A 19,520-nucleotide genomic window follows, 5' to 3' on the forward strand; every position below is an offset into this window, starting at 1 on the left:
TTAGAAATGTGGTATACTGTTTATTAAAATTGTCTAAATTTTTAATTTTTGTCAAAGGAGGGTTTCATGCTTTCCAAATTTTCTGGAAGCCATCAAAACCTGAGATATTGTTTTTTACTAGCTATCCTGTTAGGAGCTTTGGGGATTTCTCTGTTTCTGGCAGTTTCTATGGGGTCTGTTCAAATTAGCTTGAGTGATACCTATCGGATAATTATGAGTCAGTTAGGGGCTCCTTTTGATATAGGAGACATTTCAAAGTCTACGCTTGCTATTGTTTGGAATATGAGATTACCACGGGTTTTTCTTGCTTTGATTGTTGGTGCTGGCCTCTCCATGTGTGGTAGTGTCATGCAGTCAACGGTCAACAATCCAATAGCAGAGCCCTATGTATTAGGAATTTCAGCTGGGGCAACCTTTGGAGCAACTTTGAGTATTATTCTTGGATTTAAAGTTATGATTGGTCTAGGTTCTTTCCTAGGAGCGATTTTAGCAACAGTTGCAGTTCTTCTCATTGCATCTATGCAGGGTAGGATGACAACCTCTAGCCTCATTTTATCAGGGACGGTAGTGAATGCCCTATTTTTGGCTTTTTCAAACTTTATTATCTCTATTGGGGCCAATGCTGATAGCGTTATGACCATCAAGTTTTGGACCATGGGTTCTTTAGCGGGAACCTCTTGGGCTCACTTAACCTTACCAACTATAATCGTGGGAATAGCCTTTTTATTTTTCTCTACTCAATACCGTGTTTTCAATGCCATGATGATGGGAGATGAGGCGGCTTTGACCTTGGGGATTCCCCTACGTTTTTACTGGTATCTCTATGTGACGATTGTAGCTGTGATGACAGCAGTCCTAGTTTCGACTTGTGGAATCATCGGTTTTGTCGGTTTGATTACACCACATTTGGCTCGAAGTTTGGTAGGTACAAATTATAGAAGACTTTTTCCAATTGCAACCTTACTGGGCGCCCTCTTTGTAGTCTGGTCAGATGTCTTTGCTCGCGTTTTGATTCAAAATGCTGAACTACCGATTGGAATTTTCACGGCCCTAGTAGGAGCACCCTTCTTTATCTACATGGTTGCAAGTAGACGAGGGGAGGTGAGAGTCTGATATGGACTTAATGTGTCAGGATATTCACTTTGGAATCGGAGAAAAAAAGATTCTCAAAGGAGTCTCACTTAAACTTGAGGGAGACCAATTTCATACTATTTTGGGACCAAATGGAAGTGGAAAGACCAGCTTGCTGAAACTCTTCTATAGACAGGAAAAGCCGAATCAGGGCTTGATTTCTTTAGATGGGAAGCCTCTAGAACAAATGAGCGTCAAAGAAACGGCAAAGCAGATGGCAGTCATCACCCAGTTTAATCAACTCCAGTTTGATTGTACGGTTGAGGAGATTGTCATGCTGGGTAGAACACCCCATCTCTCTTTCTTGCAAAAGGAAAAAGACAGAGACTTTGCTTTGGTTGAGGATGCTTTGGTCAAGGTAGATATGCTCGAAAAGAGAAATCGACTCTACTCTTCTTTGTCAGGGGGAGAGAAGCAGCGGGTTCTGTTAGCACGCGCCTTGGCCCAAGAGCCGACACTCTTGCTCTTAGATGAACCGACGAATCATTTGGATATCAAGTATCAGCTAGACTTATTGACCATTGTCAAAAATCTTCAGATCAATGTGCTAGCTGTCTTGCATGATATTCAGCTGGCTTGTCGCTATTCAGACTATCTCTATCTCATGAAAGAAGGGGAGATTGTTTACCAAGGTACTCCAAAAGAGACCATCACACCCGAGTCATTGCAGGCTGTCTATGGCGTTCAAAGTAAGGTAACTTGGACAGAAGATCAGCAAGCTATGATTCACTATTTATAAAAATTAAAAAGGAAAAAAACATGAAAAAAACACTTAGTATTTTGCTTGTAACAGTAGCTACCTTATCTTTGGCAGCTTGTGGTAACGCATCTAAAGAAACAGCACCGGCACCGGCTACAACAGAAGCTAGTCAAAAAGCTAATACAGAAACCAGCTATCCTGTAACTATCAAAACTTATGATGCTAAAGGAAATGAAGTCGAACAAGTCTTTGAAAAGGCACCTGAAAAGGTCATCACCAACAACCTCTCAACAACTGAAATCCTACTTGAACTCGGTTTGCAAGATAAAATTGCTGGCATGCTCAATCCTGATAATGCTGTAACTGGTAAATACAAGGATGCTATTGAAGCCATCCCTCACATTGGCGATAAAAAATCTGTCTCACAAGAAACAGTTCTTTCTTATGAACCAGATGCCTTGATGGGACGCAACATGATGTTTTCTGAAAAGTCAATGGGAACCATTAGTGCTTGGAATGAAAACAAAATCCCAGTCTATACGCAAAAAGCTTCACTTTCAACTATCCAACAAGATTTAGGAAATATCGTAGAAGATGTGAAGAATCTTGGTACCATTTTCAATGTCCAAGACAAGGCGAATCAATACGCAGAGCAATTACAAGCTAAAATCGATGCGGTTAAAAAAGCCAACCCAGAAACACAGGGTGAAAAGAAAAAGGCTTTGATTATGGTGGCCTACAATGATGAAACCTTTGGTGCCTACAAGTCAGCTCTTCAAGAAAGCTTGCTTAACCAACTTGGTTATACCAATGTTGCAACAGGAACTTCTGGCTTGACCTTGGAAAATCTAGTATCAATGGATCCAGAATTGATTATCTATGTAACTAGTGACCGCAATCAAAAGTTAGATGAAAAAGCAGTGAATTTGATGAAGGCAAATGCTGTTTTGGAAAATGTCCCAGCAATCAAAAATCAAAAAATCATGACTATCTCTTACGATGAGTTGATGGATTACGGTCCTGCAGTGATTGATTCCCTTGAAAAAATCAATGACTTTATCAAGAAATAAGGAGTTTAACTGGGAAGGGATTCGAGTTAGGGTCAGTCTTCCTTCAAACTATGATCCTCAACAAGCCTACCCAATGATTCTTTTAAATGATGGACAATTGGACTATTTGTCAGACCTATCCCAATCTGTGATTTTGGTGGGTTTGATTCCAGAAAATCGTCTGGATGACTTTACACCCTGGCAGTCTGATGCTTTGAAAGAAGGGGCACCTGATTTTGGTGGGAAGGTAGACCAATACCATCAGAAGCTCTTTCAAGGAATTTTAAAAATTCTAAAGAAAGACTACTTGATTGATGAAAGTCGAATTGCCTATGGGGGCTATTCACTGGGTGGGCTTGCTGCTGTCTATAATCTCTATAGTAGTTATCTTCCTGCGACCTGTATCTTTTCTATCTGTGGTTCCTTCTGGTATCCTGATTTTACAGAATTTTGTAGGGAACATGACTTGATACAGAATCAAAGCCTGATTTATTTGCAAAATGGTCAGACAGAAGGTGCCAATCATTCCAATCGTCTGTCTCAGGCTCCTATTTATGCCAGAAATCTACATGACCTGATTTCAGAGAAAGTCCCTTCGACTTATTGTACATTTGATGCTTATGGGCATCATGAAGCTCTTAAGGAACGTTATCGTCATTTTTGTGATTGGCTGAGAGCCGAATGGAAGCTTAAGTAACCTTGTAACACTCCTTGTTCATTGTAACTAGGAGTGTTTCTTATGTATGCTTGGTTGTTAAAATGTTCATGGTATTATTCTTGACGGAAATCCATCTCCTGTAATAGACTAAATTATGGTATAATGAGTAGATAGATAGAATCGAGGAAATTATGTCATTTACACAATTTAAATTTAAAAAATATATAGAAAAAGCCTTGGAGGAGTTGAAATTTACGACTCCTACCGAGGTACAGGAAAAGTTGATTCCTATTGTCCTGGCAGGTCGTGACTTGGTTGGTGAATCAAAAACAGGTTCAGGTAAGACTCATACTTTCTTGTTACCGATTTTCCAACAGTTGGACGAGGAGAGTGACAGCGTACAGGCAGTTATTACAGCTCCAAGTCGTGAGTTGGCAACACAAATTTACCAAGCAGCTCGTCAGATTGCAGCTCATTCGGATGTAGAAGTACGTGTCGTTAACTATGTTGGTGGAACAGATAAGGCCCGTCAGATTGATAAATTAGCAAGCAACCAGCCCCATATCGTTATCGGAACACCAGGTCGTATTTATGACTTAGTCAAGTCTGGTGACCTAGCCATTCACAAGGCTAAGACCTTTGTAGTCGATGAAGCCGACATGACCTTGGATATGGGATTCTTGGAAACAGTTGATAAGATTGCAGGAAGTCTTCCGAAAGACTTGCAGTTCATGGTCTTTTCAGCGACTATCCCACAAAAACTACAACCATTTTTGAAGAAATACTTGTCAAATCCTGTCATGGAGAAAATCAAGAATAAGACAGTTATCTCTGATACCATTGACAACTGGTTGATTTCGACCAAGGGTCGTGACAAGAATGCTCAGATTTATGAGTTGACTCAAGTCATGCAGCCGTATCTCGCCATGATTTTTGTAAATACAAAAACTCGTGCGGATGAATTGCATAGCTACCTAACAGCTCAAGGATTAAAGGTGGCTAAGATCCATGGAGATATTGCTCCTCGTGAACGCAAACGGATCATGAATCAGGTGAAAAATCTTGATTTTGAGTATATCGTCGCAACTGACTTGGCTGCGCGTGGGATTGACATCGAAGGTGTCAGCCACGTTATCAACGATGCTATTCCACAGGACTTGTCCTTCTTTGTTCACCGTGTTGGACGAACTGGACGTAATGGTCTACCAGGTACAGCCATTACCCTTTATCAGCCAAGCGATGACTCTGATATTCGTGAGTTAGAGAAATTGGGAATCAAGTTTGTACCTAAGGTTGTTAAAGATGGAGAGTTCCAAGACACTTATGATCGTGACCGTCGTGCCAATCGTGAGAAGAAACAGGAAAAACTGGATATCGAAATGATTGGTCTGGTTAAAAAGAAAAAGAAAAAAGTCAAACCAGGCTATAAGAAGAAAATCCAGTGGGCAGTCGATGAAAAACGCCGTAAAACCAAGCGTGCTGAAAGTCGTGCCCGTGGACGTGCAGAACGTAAAGCTAAGCGTCAAACTTTTTAAAAATGAAACAGTAGGACCAAGTGGTTTTACTGTTTTTTTATAGTTCTACATCGGGATTGACAGAATTCATCAGTAGATGATATTGGGAAAATTAAAATTAATCATAGGGCATTTCCATAAAATTCTATATTTTAATAATTGAGTGGACAAGAAACGTCCACTCTTTTTTGTAGACTTAAATTATCAATAAAAAGAGGTGAAATTAATTGCATTATTATCAAGTCGAGTTTAAGAATCCTGATGATTTCTTAAAAACTCAATCAGAAGATTTTATCAAGACTAATCGTTTATTACTATTAAAAGAGGATGAAGATTATTACCTTATTTCTCAAGAAAATTACAATGATCAAGAAATTATGGGGAAAATAAAGGATTTTTTTGATTATGAGTTTACATTAAATAAAGTTAAAACTTTAACAGAAAGTGATTTTATAAAGAAACTTGAAACAAGTGATAGAAGAGAGCTAGTGAAATTCTTACTAAGTGCAAGTAAAGAGACACTGTCTCATCAGCTAAAGCCTCATTTGGAGAAGTTGGAAGAATTGAAAAATATTTGTGGTCTCATCGATTTTAAGAATGTCGTTCAAGAGCTAATTACATATCTTTCATTTCAAGAAAAAATAAATAATAAAGAACAACAGCAACACTTTTATATTTTTAATGGTGAGAGGGGAACTGGCCGTAAGTTTGCTATCAAATTTCTTATGTCTCTTTTTGAAATGAATGCAATATTTGTAAATTGTAATAATTTTTCTATTCCTAAGATAAGCGAAAAAGATGTCCCAATATTAGTTGATTATCTTTCAGTAAGGCCAAAAACAAAATCAGATATTTACGATACAATTAGACAAAAGAAGGGGCATTCAATTAACATCATTATTACGAGAACTATCCAAGAGGCAGAATCTATAAAAAAAGAGTTGCTTGAAGATTTTGGTAAAGTATCAATTGTGAATTTTCCGCAATATGATGAAGCAGAGCTTAAAGAAATCGGCCTTCAAATGTTAAATCAAAAAGGTATTCAGTTGAGTAATGAAGACTATGAACAATTAATAGCTGAAAATAAAGTACTAAAGGATGCTAAAGAAGTTCGTCTTTTTGTTCAAGAGCTTGTTGAATTTGCAGTACAAAATGATTATGATCCTTCAGATAAAAACGAATTAAGTCTGGATGGATTTATTCCCCAAAATGAGTCTTCAGTTGAAGACGAAGAAAATGCGGAGAAAAAGTTGAGTGAATTAATCGGTTTAAAAGAAGTGAAAGTAGTTTTAAATCAGCAGTTAGCTTATAATCGAGTTTCTGCGTTGCGTCAGGCTCATGGATATAGTAATGAAATATTAAATCGTCATCTTATTTTTTCTGGAAATCCAGGGACTGGTAAAACAGTAGTTGCTAGGCTTTTTTCAGAAATTTTATACAACAATAAGATAATTCAAGAGAATAAGTTAGTGGAAGTAGGTCGGACGGATCTTGTTGGTGAATATGTTGGCCAAACTGCTCCAAAAGTAAGAAAAGCTTTTGATGATGCAAGGGGAGGAGTGCTTTTTATAGATGAAGCTTATAGTCTTATCCCTAGTAGTGAGAGAGATTTTGGACATGAAGCTATTTCAGCTCTTATACAAGAAATGGAAAATCGTCGGGATGAGGTGTTGGTTATTTTTGCTGGGTATGAAGAATTGATGGCCCAATTCATTGAAACTAACCCGGGACTTTCCTCTAGAATATCTAGAGAAATAAAATTTTTGGATTATACAATTGATCAACTAATTGATATTTTGGAATTGATGGTAAATAAGAGATATTACCAATTAACCGATGATTGTAAGGTGGTACTACGTCAGCATTTTTCAGAAGTTGTCAATTGTAGAAACTTTGGAAATGCTAGATACGTCCGAAAATTAGTAGATGAGATTGTCTTCAGTCAAGCGCAACGAGTGATTGAAGGTGATAAGAATCAGTTAGAAGATGATACCTTTTTAAATCAAATTACTTTGACAGATATCAATAAGGCCATTGTAGCTATTGAAGCAAAATCATCAAAATTAATGTCGTTGATAGGATTCGGAAGGTAGAAGGAACCTATAATAGACTTTAAAAGAAGAAATAGGTAGTAGTATCGGTAGAAGATTTGAACTAGTAAATTGATTGAATCTAAGCTATTGGAAATGTTATAATATTGTTAAAGGATTTAGAATTATATGAACGACCAAGAACGCTTATTAACTATATTTTTACGATTACAGTCTGGCGCACATTTAGCTAAGGCTCAGCTTGCAGATGAATTTGGTGTTAGTGAAAAGACTATACAACGAGATTTTTCTCTCCTGTCTGGTTTCTTAGATACACAACCGATGGTTGCAGCAGAACTTGCTTACGATACGAGGCATCATACTAGGTATTTAAAAGGAAAATCTTTATTTAATAAAAAGGATATTCTTGTAATTTCAAAGATTTTACTAGAAAATCGTTCTTTGAATAAGGAAGAAAACAAGTCATTACTTGATAGTTTATTGGCACTTATTTCAAAACATGAGCAAAAAGAAGTTTCTAGTATTATTGCAAGTGAGTTGCTAAATTATGCACCATTATCAGACACACAAAATCGTATTGATAAGGTTTGGGAATGGTCTGAATTGATTCGTAAGGAGTTGGTCTTAGACATTGATTATCAATCTCCTTATAATACAAAAAAGAGACATACAATTTTTCCGGTTTCTCTTTACTATGATACTCATTATTTTTACATAGTAGCCTATAATTTACTATTTGATTCTTATATGACTTTAAAATTAGACAGAATACTTAGTTGGGTAGAATCTAAAAAAGAAAAACCTTCTCTTTCATATGGAAGAAAATTTCGTGATGGAGAAATTCGTAATAAGCGTGTAGATCCATTCATAGGAAAAGAGTTAAATATTAGAGTACTATTCGTCAATGATCCAACAATTATTGTTGATCAATTTCCAACAGCAAAAATTATTGAAAAAACATCAAATGGTAATATTATTGAATTTGTGAGTCAAGATACACCAGGGTTGAAGAGGTGGCTGTTGAGTCAAGCAGAATCTCTGAGGGTATTATCTCCTCAATCGTTAATTGATGATGTGAAGACTATTATTAAGAGAATGCAAGAAAATTATATTGACTAGATACTTGAGAGAAAATAAGAGAAATTTTGTTTTGCTAGAAAAGGATAATATGATTTTTAAAATCTAAAGAGAAGGTGAAATGAGTAGAGTTATATATAGAACTCGTCCATTTAGTCCCTACGCTAAGTATAGCAAGTATTGGAACGAATACATTCAAGAGGGCGATGAGATTATTAAGTACGTTTATAATAAAGTTAAATTTCCCGACAGAGAATTAAGAAATGAAATATACTCAAATGAGAAACAAAGATGGACTATCGGTGATATTAATCTTCCTGATTGGTTATATAGATATGTAGTCGACAATGATTTATCTGATAATGGCAAAAAAATTGTCAAACAGTGGAGATTAGAAAAGTATATTTTTGATTTAAATAATTACAAAGAAAAAGGTTATTTCATTGATAAAGAAAAGAAAATTGTCATAACGGATCGAGAAATATTAATGTTCCGAGAAGACTCAGAAGTCCCTTATTGGGATAAAATAACCTCCTTAGTAAAAGAAGCTTATAATCGTATTCGTATTACGCCTCAAATGATGGATCTGGTAAAAAAAGATTTTGAGACTCAAACAGTGGATTATGAGATACTTTGTGAAATGGCTGAACAAAATAGGAAGAAAAACGAAGAGAAAGAAAAAGAAATTTTGGCTAAGAAGCAAGAATTACAAGAGAAAAAAGATTACGAAGTAGCTATTCAATTATTTTTAAGACTACAAAAAAATTTAGTTGATATAAAACCACAGCTGAGTGAAGAGGGAAGAAAAGAGGTAGATGCTCTTCTTAATTTAATAGACGACTCAGAGGTATGTCGTGCTAGATATGATATTTTGCATCAAGCGGGCGTTGAAATAATTCTGAAAGAAAAAAGTAAGAGAGGATAATTTAATTGGATTATGTAGCTAGAATACACTTAAAAAGAGACGATAACATTAGAAAAGAGTTAATTGACTTCTGTTTAAATAATTCTGAACAATATGTTGCTATTGGTTGGAGTTGGTTGAGCAAAGATATTAAATTAGATGATTTCCAAGAATTCTATAATCGTATTAAAAAAAAGAATGGTAAAGCACATCCAGCAATAAATGTTTTTAGAGATGCGAAGATAGATGATTTATTCTGGACCAGAGATTTAAGTGGGAATTACTGGATATGTAAAGTAAAATCTTCAGCTATAGTAGTTTGTGATACTCATTTGGATATTGGATCAGTTATCCCAGTTGATGCATTTAATGTGGGAATGCAAGTTCCTGGACAGATAAAATCATCGTTTAATAGGCCTCTTGGTGGTACTATTGAGAAGATACGGGATAAAAGCATAATAGAATATTCAAAATTGATATTTAATAAATTTTCGAAAAAGAATTATTTTGAGGTAACAACCTATAGTGGAGGTCTTCTTGATAATCTGCCTGAATTTGATTTAGAAGAACTTGTCATCTCATATCTTCAAATTAAGGAAAACTATTATGTCCTTTCTAATTCAATTGCAAAGAAGTCAACAACTATAAAAATTGAATGTGAAATGATTTCAAGAGAAATTGATAACCCAAGAAAAGCAGTAGTACAAGTGAAAGGTAAGAAAGCCAAGGGGCTTGACGCTTTAGAATTTAAACAATATGTAGATGAAGGTTATCTAGTATATTTATATGCTCCAAGAGTGATAAATTTAGATAAGATTGGAAATGTAGTTAGGATAGGGAACAAAGATTTGTTAGATTTCTATGAGAAGAATAAATTAATCCTGCCAGCATCTATCACTCAGTGGGAAGATTTATTTACTAGTGAGAGGGATTAAAATATGGAAGAGGTTCTCCCCTTGCCTTCCATCTTAATAAAAAAATATTTGAGTGTTAAATAGTCACAGTTGATGGTATAATTTAAGAGAAGTTTTTTATAAGGGAGTTTTATTATGGTTATCAATAATATAAATTTAGTTATACCAAATGATATTCAAAAAGGCTTAGAGTCAGGTATTTACAAACAGTTCGGTTCTATTATCAGAAATAATAAGGGACAAATTATTAAACATCTTAAAGCGGTGGATTTTTCTAAAGATACTGCAAATAAATTAATTGGCAACAAGGTTGCAAAAATGAGTCTGGTTGGTGCAGGAGTTATAGTCGTAGGAGGAGTTGCTTATATTGGCTATCATTCTATTAGAATGAACAATCTAACAAAATCCTTAATAAAAATGCTAACTCAGTATTTAATTACCGCTCAAAAAGGAGAATTGACTGAGAAAGATATTGATAAGTTTTTAAATTTCTTAAATAAAAATGAATCTCTGCTAAAAAAATTAGAATTAGATACCTCTCTTGATGAATTATTCTCATTAGTTAAGACTTATACAGAACAGTTTGCTGAAGCAAATAACTATGTGTATAATAAAAAAGCAAAAGCAAAGACCAATCATAAAAATAAAATTATTAACTTAAAAGAGTATCTTGAAGTGCAAAAGGATATTTATAGTTCAGAAGTAATTTAATATAAAAAACCTCACCAGAAAAATTCTGGTGGGGTTTTTAACCTTTTATAATAACCGAAAATGCTGTTAAATCAACCATTTCACTTCAAATCATGTTTATAAATCATTCCCACTCACTAAATGTCAGATATTGACTCTTTAGAATAGGTGATTTAATAGTGATTGATAGTACAATAAGCTAGTCTAAAATAGTGTGATTTGATTCGTTTGGTGCTAAATTGGTGTTAATTGAATATTGATTTAAAAAATCAAATAATAGATTTTCTTCAAATTTTGGTAATTGAAATGCTTGGATTAATTTATTTATTGTGTTTGGTGATAGTCCTTCATTGTGAGCTATTTCTTTGAAATGTAAAAAGTTTTGAATCGTTAGTAAAAAAGAAGGTTCTGATTCTATAATACTTTCTTCTTCAGATTGTCTCTTATTAGTTTTTCCTATCAGATAATCAATGCTAGTTTTAAAATAAACAGCAATTTTTTGTAAAGTATCGATGTCCGGTATCGCATTTTTACTTTCCCATTTTGCTATTGTAGCTCTCTTAACATTTATTATATCTGCTAAGTTTTGTTGAGTTAATTTTTCCTCTTTGCGTAAGGTTTTTAATCTTTGAGAAAATGTAATCATAATTTCTCCTATCTTTTGTGATTTTAAATCACTTTTTTGTTGACATGGTGTTTTGAAAGTTATACAATTAAAATGTGATGATAAGTCACTAAACAAATTATATCAAACTATAAAACGTTTGACAAGAAGAGAGGTACATAGCCTATGATTGTATAATAAAGTCTTTGAAGAAAGTTCCTCAAAGACTAGAATCTTAGTAAATTCAGTTTCTTGTTGCTAGTAGCTAGTAGCTGGTAGCAGGAGCGAAAGCGTGAGCCAGCGACTGCGTGTACTAGCGTGTACCAGCGTGTACTAGTCACCTATCAGTAACATAGGATATTTCACAAACTTTTAGTAGAAAATAGACCTACAATCTCTAATAGGTAGGTCTAAAAGACATTGAAGAGCCTTCAAACCCTTGGGAGAGTAGGTACGGAGTGCATTTTATTGAACGAAATCGTATTGATGCTTAGAGCCACAAGGGAATTGAGCCTATTTGATGTCTTTTGCCGAAAGACAAGGATATTTCAGCAAGTGAAAAAAGATTGTGAAATTTTATCAAACATATAGATAAGGAAATATAAAAATGGAAAAATTTAAAATAACAGCAACAAAATTTATTAAAGGTGAATTTGAATTCGACAAGGAGCAATTTGAAATTCCAAAAATACTAAGAGTTGATTTTACAAAAGCTAGAGAAAAATTTGAGTATGTTGAAATTAACGGAGAAAACACAAGAACTGATAGAATTGAAGGTTATACGATTTATTCTAAAGACGGGGAACTGGCTCAATTCTTAGAAGAAAAAGGCATGGTCTCTGAGTTAGATGAATTAAAAGACTTTGTATTTGAAATTTTCGGTGATTTAGAAAAAGTTAAAATGTTTAAAGAAAAAGGTTTAACTCGTTATATTATTTTGACAGACTATGTTATTAAACCAAAATGGAATAAATCAAGAGAATGTTTCGATAGTATTAAATTAGAGGTGAGAGAGTTTGAAGAGGAGTAATACAGTCACTATTGACTGGTTTGCTAATACAGTTAAACCAGTTGATGATGTCGACTATATGAAATCTTGTAAATATGTAATTGAAGAACTATTAAAATTAAATTTTAATGATTTTGTTCTTGAATTGTACGGTACAAACCGATATAATCATCATTTTGCTTATGCAGATATCAAGGTTTATTTTTCTCTTAATGATGATAATTCAATGAATTATGGAATGGGAATATTTACCGAGATGAGAGGACAAGGGTGTAGACAATATGAACAATTTATGGAAGGTTCGTTTAATAACTGGAGCGCTTTAGTAAGTAGGTATTTAAATGATTGTGCTCATTTTACAAGGCTAGATGTAGCAAATGATATTTATGATGAAAGTTTATCTGTTCAGAAAATATACGAATATTGCAAACAAGGTCTATGCATTAGCTATTCAAAAAAATATGAGTATCATGAAACTGGCAGACTTGAAGATGGAGAAATCGTTGGAGAAACTATAAATATTGGGAAAAAAGGAAGTAACTCGCAACAGTGGGGTGTATATAATAAATTAATGGAACAAGGAGAGAAAGCAAGCGATATAGGAATTTCTTCATGGGTTCGTTCGGAGCTGAGACTATTTGGAGATAAGGCTGTGCTATTTGCTAAAAATATGGCTATGAAGAAACCATTGAAAGATTTGTTTTTCTCTGTATTAGCAAGTCATTATCGTTTTGTTTTATCGGATAAATACTCAATAGATACCAAAAAATCTAGAAGGGAAACTGTTTCATGGTGGAATGAATATATTCAAACAAAGGAGCGTACAAAATTGAAGACAGTTAGAGAAGAAACTACTTTGCTTAAGTCAAAAGAATTTCTAGAAACTCAAGTTGCTCGAACACTTACCAAGGTTTATAAGGCTTATGAGAGGTCACAAGGAGTAGAATCTGCAAATGCTTATATAAATTATTTGTTAGCTCTTGGCCTTGAAAAGATGAATAAAAAAGACTATACAGAAGTCAAAGAATTTTCAGTTGAGCAAAATAACAGTTTTTCGTGGGGGAAATAAAAATGACTAAAAAAATCGTGATGTTCTTTGATGAAAGGTTAGATACTGTTCATAGAGTGATACGATTTGAAAAGCGTATACTGATAAATCAGGAATTGAATAATATTTATATGTTCATGAATGATAAAAATTTATGGATTAGATGTAAAAAAAAGATGCGTGAAAATCAATCACACATCAAAATAAAAAACCAAAATAATTATATCATAAAGAAAGGGGAAAAAGTATGTTTGTTGTAAAAAAAGATTTAATGAAGTTAGGTTTTTCAAGTTGGCAAGCCATGATGTTAGTAAAACAGGCTAAAGCAAAATTAGCTAGTCAAGGTCTAACATGGTATGAAAGTAAAGGCTTAGGACGTGTGCCACTTGAGACGGTAGAAGAAATTTTAGGTGTAAAAATAGATGAAGCAAGTCTAGTAGATATGGAAGTAAAAGAAAATGCCTAAGCTTCCAAACATATATCCATTACAAAATGGAACATATAGAGCCTCTGTATCGCTAGGATTTAATAGTCAGACTGGTAAAAGAATACGTAAATTTAAAACTGGCTTTAAAACTCAAAGAGAGGCTCAAATGTGGCAATTACAGATTCAGGCAGATTTTGGAAAAGGGGCAATATCTACAAATAGTACAATGACCTTTAAAAAGTTCCTAGATGATTATTTTATACCAGACTATAAAAGTCAGGTTAGAAAACGGACTTTTGATATGTCGCAGTCTAAGTTTAAAAGACTTTCATATTTTGAGAATATGAAGTTATCAGATATTTTACCACCTCATGTTAAGCAGTGGCAAAATTCAATGTTTGTAGAGGGATTATCTAATAATTATATTCGTTCTGTTCATCAAATTTTACAACAAGTCTTTGATTTAGCAGTTAAACTAGGTATGTTGTCAAATAATGTTGCTAAAACGGTAGGAAACGTAAAAAAAGACCGTCCTAAAGTTGATTTTTGGACGGTGGAAGAATTTCAGCTATTCATTAGTACATTTGATAAATCTAATATCTATGAATTATTGTACTTTACTACATTTTGGTTTTTCTTTATGACTGGAGTTAGAACAAGTGAATTACAAGCTATTGAATGGTCGAAAATAGATTTTGAAAAAGGTACTGTTTTAATAGACTGTTCAATGTATTATAAAAGCCAAAAAGAGTGGTATCTTACCGATACAAAATCTATATCAGGTGTAAGGCTTTTATATCTTGATGATGATACATTGGAACATTTGAAATATTGGAAGAAAGCACAATCTCAGATAGGAGAATGTAAATTTGTATTTTCGATAGCAGATAGTCCGTTGGTAAAATCAACTCTTAAACGTGTTCTAAAATCTCATAGTGATTACGCAAAAATAAAATCAATCAGGATCCACGATTTAAGGCACTCTCATGCCAGCTTTATGCTCTCTCTAGGAATGAATGATTTAGAAATGCAAAATCGTTTAGGACACGCTGATATTAAGACCACACTTGGAACGTACTCTCATTTAAGACCAAATGCAATGAAAGAAGTGGCAACTAGAATGACTGGAAAAGTAGTGGTGAGTGAAAATAATATCAGAAAAAGTAAATTTAATGGCAATCAGCATACTAAAAAATTTCAATCTAAAGTTTTATCTGACTAGCAAAGTCTGTCTGATTAAACTTTTGATTCCTACGGTAAACTATTAGTGTTTACCGTATTTTTTATCTCTTTCCATGTTTCAAGATAATTATCTCGATTTAATTCAATTTGTTTCTGTGCAAAACGAATATCATAATCTGCTAAATCTATATTTTCTATAACTTCACTTGTAAGAATATTAAAAATTCCAATCAATTCTTCATCATCATACATTTTTAGAAGTGGGATATTCTGTTCTTTATTTGAATCAGATTTTGATATTTCTAAAGTAGTTTTACCAAATTCTTTAAGCATTTTATTTCCTCTTCTATTTTTTCTTATTATATCATATTTGAAATTTATCAAATTAGTTGATGTAAGTATTTTTTTATGTATAATTTATATTAGGGGGGTATCATAATGAGAAAACAAGATTTGATTAGTGAGTTTGAATTTAAAAATGATTTATATCGTGTTTATGAATTAGATGAAAATGATAGTGATTATGACAGAATTGTTAGAGAATCAAAGAAGGGTAAGTATGTAGAGAGTACCAAAAATGTTAAAAAGATTTTAGATTTAGACATTGAAAAATAGTTTTTGGTGCTAAATTGGTGCTAATAGGAAAATAAAAACGCTGAAATCATTGATTCCAAGCGTTTTTTTGAATAACTTACTCTACTCCCACTCAACAGTTGCAGGTGGTTTACTTGTAATATCATAGACGATACGGTTAACGTGGTCAACTTCGTTTACGATACGAACAGAGATTTTTTGGAGAACTTCCCATGGAATCTTAGCGAAGTCAGCTGTCATACCATCGATAGAAGTGATGGCACGGATAGCGATGGTGTAGTCGTAAGTACGGCCATCTCCCATAACACCTACTGAACGAACACCAGTGTTAACAGTGAAATATTGCCAGATGTCGCGGTCAAGGCCAGCCTTAGCGATTTCTTCACGAAGGATAGCGTCTGATTCGCGGACAGTTTCGAGTTTTTCTTCAGTGATTTCCCCCATGACACGGATAGCAAGCCCTGGACCTGGGAATGGTTGGCGCCATACGATGTAGTCTGGCATACCAAGTTCAGTACCAAGGGCACGAACTTCGTCCTTGTAAAGAGTGTTGAGTGGCTCGATCAGTTCAAACTGCATGTCTTCTGGAAGTCCACCAACGTTGTGGTGAGACTTGATAGTTTGGGCAGTATCCGTACCAGACTCAATCACGTCAGTATAAAGAGTTCCTTGAGCAAGGAATTTCACATCTTTGAGCTTGCTTGCTTCGTCATCAAAAACATAGACAAACTCGTTACCGATAATCTTACGTTTTTGTTCAGGGTCAGATACACCAGCTAATTTATCAAGGAAACGTTTGGCAGCATCTGCTTTTACGATATTGAGACCAAACTTACCACCAAGCATCTCCATAACTTGGTCAGCTTCCCCTTTACGGAGTAGACCGTGGTCTACAAAGATACAGATCAATTGATCTCCGATAGCTTTTTGGAGAAGAACCCCAACAACAGAAGAGTCAACACCACCAGAAAGTCCGAGAAGAACACGTTTATCTCCAACTTTTTCACGGATTTGTTTGATTTGCATCTCGATGAAGTTATCCATAGTCCAGTCCCCTTTGGCACCACAGATATTTAAAGCAAAGTTACGCAAAATATCATAACCGTGAACTGAGTGGCGAACTTCTGGGTGGAATTGGATACCGTAAATTTTCTTATCAGGGTTTTCAATAGATGCATAAGGACAGTCTGCAGAAGTTCCAGTACGAACAAAGTCAGCAGGAATTTCTGTTACAGCATCCCCGTGGCTCATCAAGACAAGCTGCTCATCTGGAGTACCCGCAAAAAGAGCTGATTCTGTGTGAGTCAATATTGATTGACCGTATTCACGGTTACCAGCGTCACCTGCAGGAACAACTTTTCCTCCAAGCTTGTGAGTCAATAGCTGCATACCATAGCAGATTCCCAAAATCGGAATACCAAGTTCAAAAATCTCTGGGTCAATATCAAATGATCCTTCTTCGTAAACAGAGTTTGGACCACCTGAAAGTACAATCCCGATAGGATTGATAGCACGGACTTCGTCAGCCGAAATCTTGTGACTTTTTAGTTCTGAAAAGACACCAATCTCACGGATACGACGTGAGATGAGTTGGTTGTACTGGCTACCATAGTCCAGCACGATGATCTTTTCGACATCTTGCAAATCAGTTGAAATGTTGCTCATCTTTTCCCTTTCTTCAAAGAAATATCTTCTTGAATATTCTATCATAAAAGGGTTAGAATTACCAACCAAACAAGTGCGGTTTGACTTTTCCCTATGAGTTACGGTACAATGGAAAAAATAAAGAAAAGAAGTGATCAAGCATGTTACCAGCTTATATGAAAATCCACGACCAAATCAAGAAAGACATTGATGAGGGAAGTTGGAAAATTGGGGAAAGACTTCCAAGTGAGCGCGATTTAGCAGAAGAATTTGCCGTTAGCCGCATGACCTTACGTCAAGCAATCTCTCTTTTGGTTGAAGAAGGGGTTTTGGAACGACGTGTAGGTAGTGGGACCTTTGTTTCAAGCACACGTGTTCAGGAAAGAATGCGTGGAACAACTAGTTTTACGGAGATTGTTAAAGCTCAAGGGAAAACTCCGTCTAGTCACTTGATTTCTTATCGTCGAACTATTCCAAATGAGCAAGAAGTAGCTAAACTAGGTTTACTGCCAACTGAAAACATCATTCGTATGGAGCGTGTTCGTTATGCGGATAAGGTTCCTGTTGTCTATGAAGTGGCGTCGATTCCTGAGAAATTTATCAAAAATTTCAAAAAAGAAGAAGTAACCAAGCACTTCTTTCAAACCTTGCAAGAACATGGTTATCGAATCGGTAAGTCTCATCAGACCATCTATGCTCGACTAGCCAAAGAAAAGATAGCTCATTACTTAGAAGTTGAAAAAGGGCATGCTATTTTAGGTTTGACTCAGGTTTCTTACTTTGATGACGGAACGGCTTTTGAGTATGTAAAGAGTCAATACGTCGGAGAACGGTTTGAATTTTATCTAGAAAATAATTAAGTGTCACATCTCTCTTAAAGTAGAAACTCATCTACTTTAAGAGTTTTTGTTTGGTTAAGATTAGAAAACATTTTCCTAGTAAGAAAAATAGCAATCATACGAGTATTTTTCAAAGATTCGTGTTATAATAGTTAGGTTATATGGTCCCGATAAGGTGGTGGGATTGATTGTAGATACTCTTCCTACCAGTTCTTTGTAACTCTATAACGAATATTTTTTAAGGGGGGACATTTTTATGTCAGAACGTAAATTATTCACGTCTGAATCTGTATCTGAGGGGCATCCAGATAAGATTGCAGACCAAATTTCAGATGCTATCTTGGATGCTATTCTAGAGCAAGATCCAGAGGCGCACGTTGCTGCTGAAACAGCTGTTTATACTGGTTCAGTACATGTTTTCGGTGAAATTTCAACCAATGCTTATGTCGATATTAACCGAGTGGTTCGTGATACGATTGCAGAAATCGGTTATACCAATACAGAGTACGGTTTTTCTGCAGAGACGGTAGGAGTTCACCCATCCTTGGTAGAACAATCACCAGATATCGCTCAAGGGGTTAATGAAGCCTTAGAGGTTCGTGGGAATGCGGATCAAGATCCACTTGATTTGATTGGAGCTGGAGACCAAGGTCTCATGTTTGGTTTTGCGGTGGATGAAACTGAAGAACTCATGCCATTGCCAATCTCACTCAGCCACAAGTTGGTTCGTCGTTTGGCAGAGCTACGTAAGTCTGGTGAAATTAGCTACCTTCGTCCAGACGCTAAATCTCAAGTTACTGTTGAATATGATGAAAATGACCAACCAGTGCGCGTGGACACTGTTGTTATTTCAACTCAACACGATCCAGAAGTCAGCAATGAACAGATCCATAAGGATGTAATCAACAAGGTCATCAAGGAAGTGATTCCAGCTTCGTATCTTGACGATGATACAAAATTCTTTATCAATCCAACTGGTCGTTTCGTTATCGGAGGTCCTCAAGGGGACTCAGGTTTGACGGGTCGTAAGATCATCGTGGATACTTATGGTGGTTATTCACGTCATGGTGGTGGTGCCTTCTCTGGTAAGGATGCCACTAAGGTTGACCGTTCAGCTTCTTATGCAGCTCGCTACATTGCTAAAAACATTGTTGCTGCAGGTCTTGCTAAGAAAGCAGAAGTGCAATTGGCTTACGCGATTGGGGTAGCTCAACCTGTATCTGTCCGTATCGATACTTTCGGTACAGGAACAGTAGCTGAAAGTAAACTTGAAAAAGCAGCGCGTCAAATCTTTGACCTTCGTCCTGCAGGAATTATCCAAATGCTTGACCTCAAACGTCCAATCTACCGTCAAACAGCGGCTTATGGACATATGGGACGTACAGATATTGATCTTCCATGGGAACGCTTGGATAAAGTAGAAGCTTTGAAAGAAGCCGTTAAGTAAACTAAAAAAAAGATTGGTCCTTAGACCAATCTTTTTTA

The 19,520-nt window shown here is 35.3% G+C and carries 20 protein-coding genes; 17 read left to right on the plus strand and 3 right to left on the minus strand.

All coding sequences use genetic code 11. From position 1 onward, the window contains the following. Positions 1–66 precede the first annotated feature (66 nt). The 10 genes from KBU52_RS00625 to KBU52_RS00670 all read left to right on the plus strand — a co-directional run bounded on the left by KBU52_RS00625 (position 67) and on the right by KBU52_RS00670 (position 10,709). A complete protein-coding gene (locus KBU52_RS00625; RefSeq protein WP_254723974.1) occupies positions 67–1,113 on the plus strand; it encodes an iron ABC transporter permease in 1,047 nt (348 codons plus the stop codon). A gap of 1 nt (position 1,114) precedes the next feature. After that, positions 1,115–1,870: an ABC transporter ATP-binding protein gene (locus KBU52_RS00630; protein WP_254723975.1), complete on the plus strand. Its 756-nt coding sequence runs from the start codon at positions 1,115–1,117 to the stop codon at positions 1,868–1,870. 20 nt (positions 1,871–1,890) lie between these two features. Further along, complete coding sequence (locus KBU52_RS00635; protein WP_254723976.1) at positions 1,891–2,901, plus strand: ABC transporter substrate-binding protein; 1,011 nt, start codon at positions 1,891–1,893, stop codon at positions 2,899–2,901. Further along, the gene (locus KBU52_RS00640) at positions 2,882–3,577 is read left to right on the plus strand and encodes an alpha/beta hydrolase-fold protein (protein ID WP_254723977.1); all 696 of its coding nucleotides are present in this window, start codon (positions 2,882–2,884) and stop codon (positions 3,575–3,577) included. The genes KBU52_RS00635 and KBU52_RS00640 overlap by 20 nt, the downstream gene beginning before the upstream one ends. A gap of 152 nt (positions 3,578–3,729) precedes the next feature. Beyond that, entirely contained in the window at positions 3,730–5,073 is a 1,344-nt protein-coding gene (locus tag KBU52_RS00645) for a DEAD/DEAH box helicase (protein ID WP_254723978.1), read from the plus strand. A gap of 206 nt (positions 5,074–5,279) precedes the next feature. Further along, positions 5,280–7,145, plus strand: coding sequence for an AAA family ATPase (locus tag KBU52_RS00650; RefSeq protein WP_254723979.1), 1,866 nt, complete (start codon positions 5,280–5,282; stop codon positions 7,143–7,145). Positions 7,146–7,271: 126 nt separating this feature from the next. Continuing rightward, entirely contained in the window at positions 7,272–8,222 is a 951-nt protein-coding gene (locus KBU52_RS00655) for a YafY family protein (RefSeq protein ID WP_254723980.1), read from the plus strand. 79 nt (positions 8,223–8,301) lie between these two features. Beyond that, complete coding sequence (locus KBU52_RS00660; RefSeq protein WP_254723981.1) at positions 8,302–9,105, plus strand: hypothetical protein; 804 nt, start codon at positions 8,302–8,304, stop codon at positions 9,103–9,105. Between the two features lie 5 nt (positions 9,106–9,110). Next, the gene (locus KBU52_RS00665) at positions 9,111–10,019 is read left to right on the plus strand and encodes a ribonuclease D (protein ID WP_254723982.1); all 909 of its coding nucleotides are present in this window, start codon (positions 9,111–9,113) and stop codon (positions 10,017–10,019) included. Positions 10,020–10,133: 114 nt separating this feature from the next. Continuing rightward, on the plus strand, positions 10,134–10,709 hold the full coding sequence (locus KBU52_RS00670) for a hypothetical protein (RefSeq protein WP_254723983.1): 576 nt from the start codon (positions 10,134–10,136) through the stop codon (positions 10,707–10,709). A gap of 178 nt (positions 10,710–10,887) precedes the next feature. On the opposite strand, the gene KBU52_RS00675 is transcribed toward KBU52_RS00670, so the two are convergent. Next, the gene (locus tag KBU52_RS00675; protein ID WP_254723984.1) at positions 10,888–11,334 is read right to left on the minus strand and encodes a helix-turn-helix domain-containing protein; all 447 of its coding nucleotides are present in this window, start codon (positions 11,332–11,334) and stop codon (positions 10,888–10,890) included. A gap of 565 nt (positions 11,335–11,899) precedes the next feature. Between KBU52_RS00675 and KBU52_RS00680 the strand changes: the two genes are divergently transcribed. The 4 genes from KBU52_RS00680 (at position 11,900) to KBU52_RS00695 (ending at position 14,998) form a co-directional block, all read left to right on the plus strand. Next, positions 11,900–12,322 carry a hypothetical protein gene (locus KBU52_RS00680; RefSeq protein WP_254723985.1) on the plus strand — a complete coding sequence of 141 codons (423 nt, stop codon included), beginning with the start codon at positions 11,900–11,902 and terminating at the stop codon, positions 12,320–12,322. Beyond that, positions 12,309–13,370 carry a replication initiation factor domain-containing protein gene (locus KBU52_RS00685; RefSeq protein WP_254723986.1) on the plus strand — a complete coding sequence of 354 codons (1,062 nt, stop codon included), beginning with the start codon at positions 12,309–12,311 and terminating at the stop codon, positions 13,368–13,370. Before KBU52_RS00680 ends, KBU52_RS00685 begins: the two co-directional genes overlap by 14 nt. 226 nt (positions 13,371–13,596) lie before the next feature. Further along, positions 13,597–13,815, plus strand: coding sequence for a DUF3173 family protein (locus KBU52_RS00690; RefSeq protein WP_049519936.1), 219 nt, complete (start codon positions 13,597–13,599; stop codon positions 13,813–13,815). Continuing rightward, a complete protein-coding gene (locus KBU52_RS00695; protein ID WP_254723987.1) occupies positions 13,808–14,998 on the plus strand; it encodes a tyrosine-type recombinase/integrase in 1,191 nt (396 codons plus the stop codon). The genes KBU52_RS00690 and KBU52_RS00695 overlap by 8 nt, the downstream gene beginning before the upstream one ends. Before the next feature lie 29 nt (positions 14,999–15,027). Here the strand turns inward: KBU52_RS00695 and KBU52_RS00700 are convergent, their stop codons facing one another. Beyond that, positions 15,028–15,291, minus strand: a complete 264-nt coding sequence (locus KBU52_RS00700; RefSeq protein WP_254723988.1) for a hypothetical protein — start codon at positions 15,289–15,291, stop codon at positions 15,028–15,030. A gap of 105 nt (positions 15,292–15,396) precedes the next feature. Between KBU52_RS00700 and KBU52_RS00705 the strand changes: the two genes are divergently transcribed. After that, positions 15,397–15,573 carry a hypothetical protein gene (locus KBU52_RS00705; RefSeq protein ID WP_167745184.1) on the plus strand — a complete coding sequence of 59 codons (177 nt, stop codon included), beginning with the start codon at positions 15,397–15,399 and terminating at the stop codon, positions 15,571–15,573. A gap of 81 nt (positions 15,574–15,654) precedes the next feature. Here KBU52_RS00705 and guaA read toward each other — a convergent pair whose 3' ends face one another. Next, entirely contained in the window at positions 15,655–17,217 is a 1,563-nt protein-coding gene (guaA, locus tag KBU52_RS00710; protein WP_254723989.1) for a glutamine-hydrolyzing GMP synthase, read from the minus strand. 140 nt (positions 17,218–17,357) lie between these two features. On the opposite strand from guaA, the gene KBU52_RS00715 reads away from it, so the two are divergent. Both KBU52_RS00715 and metK read left to right on the plus strand, forming a co-directional pair. Beyond that, entirely contained in the window at positions 17,358–18,056 is a 699-nt protein-coding gene (locus KBU52_RS00715; protein WP_254723990.1) for a GntR family transcriptional regulator, read from the plus strand. 235 nt (positions 18,057–18,291) lie between these two features. Next, positions 18,292–19,482 carry a methionine adenosyltransferase gene (metK, locus tag KBU52_RS00720; RefSeq protein WP_254723991.1) on the plus strand — a complete coding sequence of 397 codons (1,191 nt, stop codon included), beginning with the start codon at positions 18,292–18,294 and terminating at the stop codon, positions 19,480–19,482. The last annotated feature ends 38 nt before the right edge of the window (positions 19,483–19,520 follow it).

The sequence above is a fragment of the Streptococcus sp. 9.1(2021) genome, from assembly GCF_030466425.1.
Taxonomy (GTDB): Bacteria; Bacillota; Bacilli; order Lactobacillales; family Streptococcaceae; genus Streptococcus; species Streptococcus wuxiensis.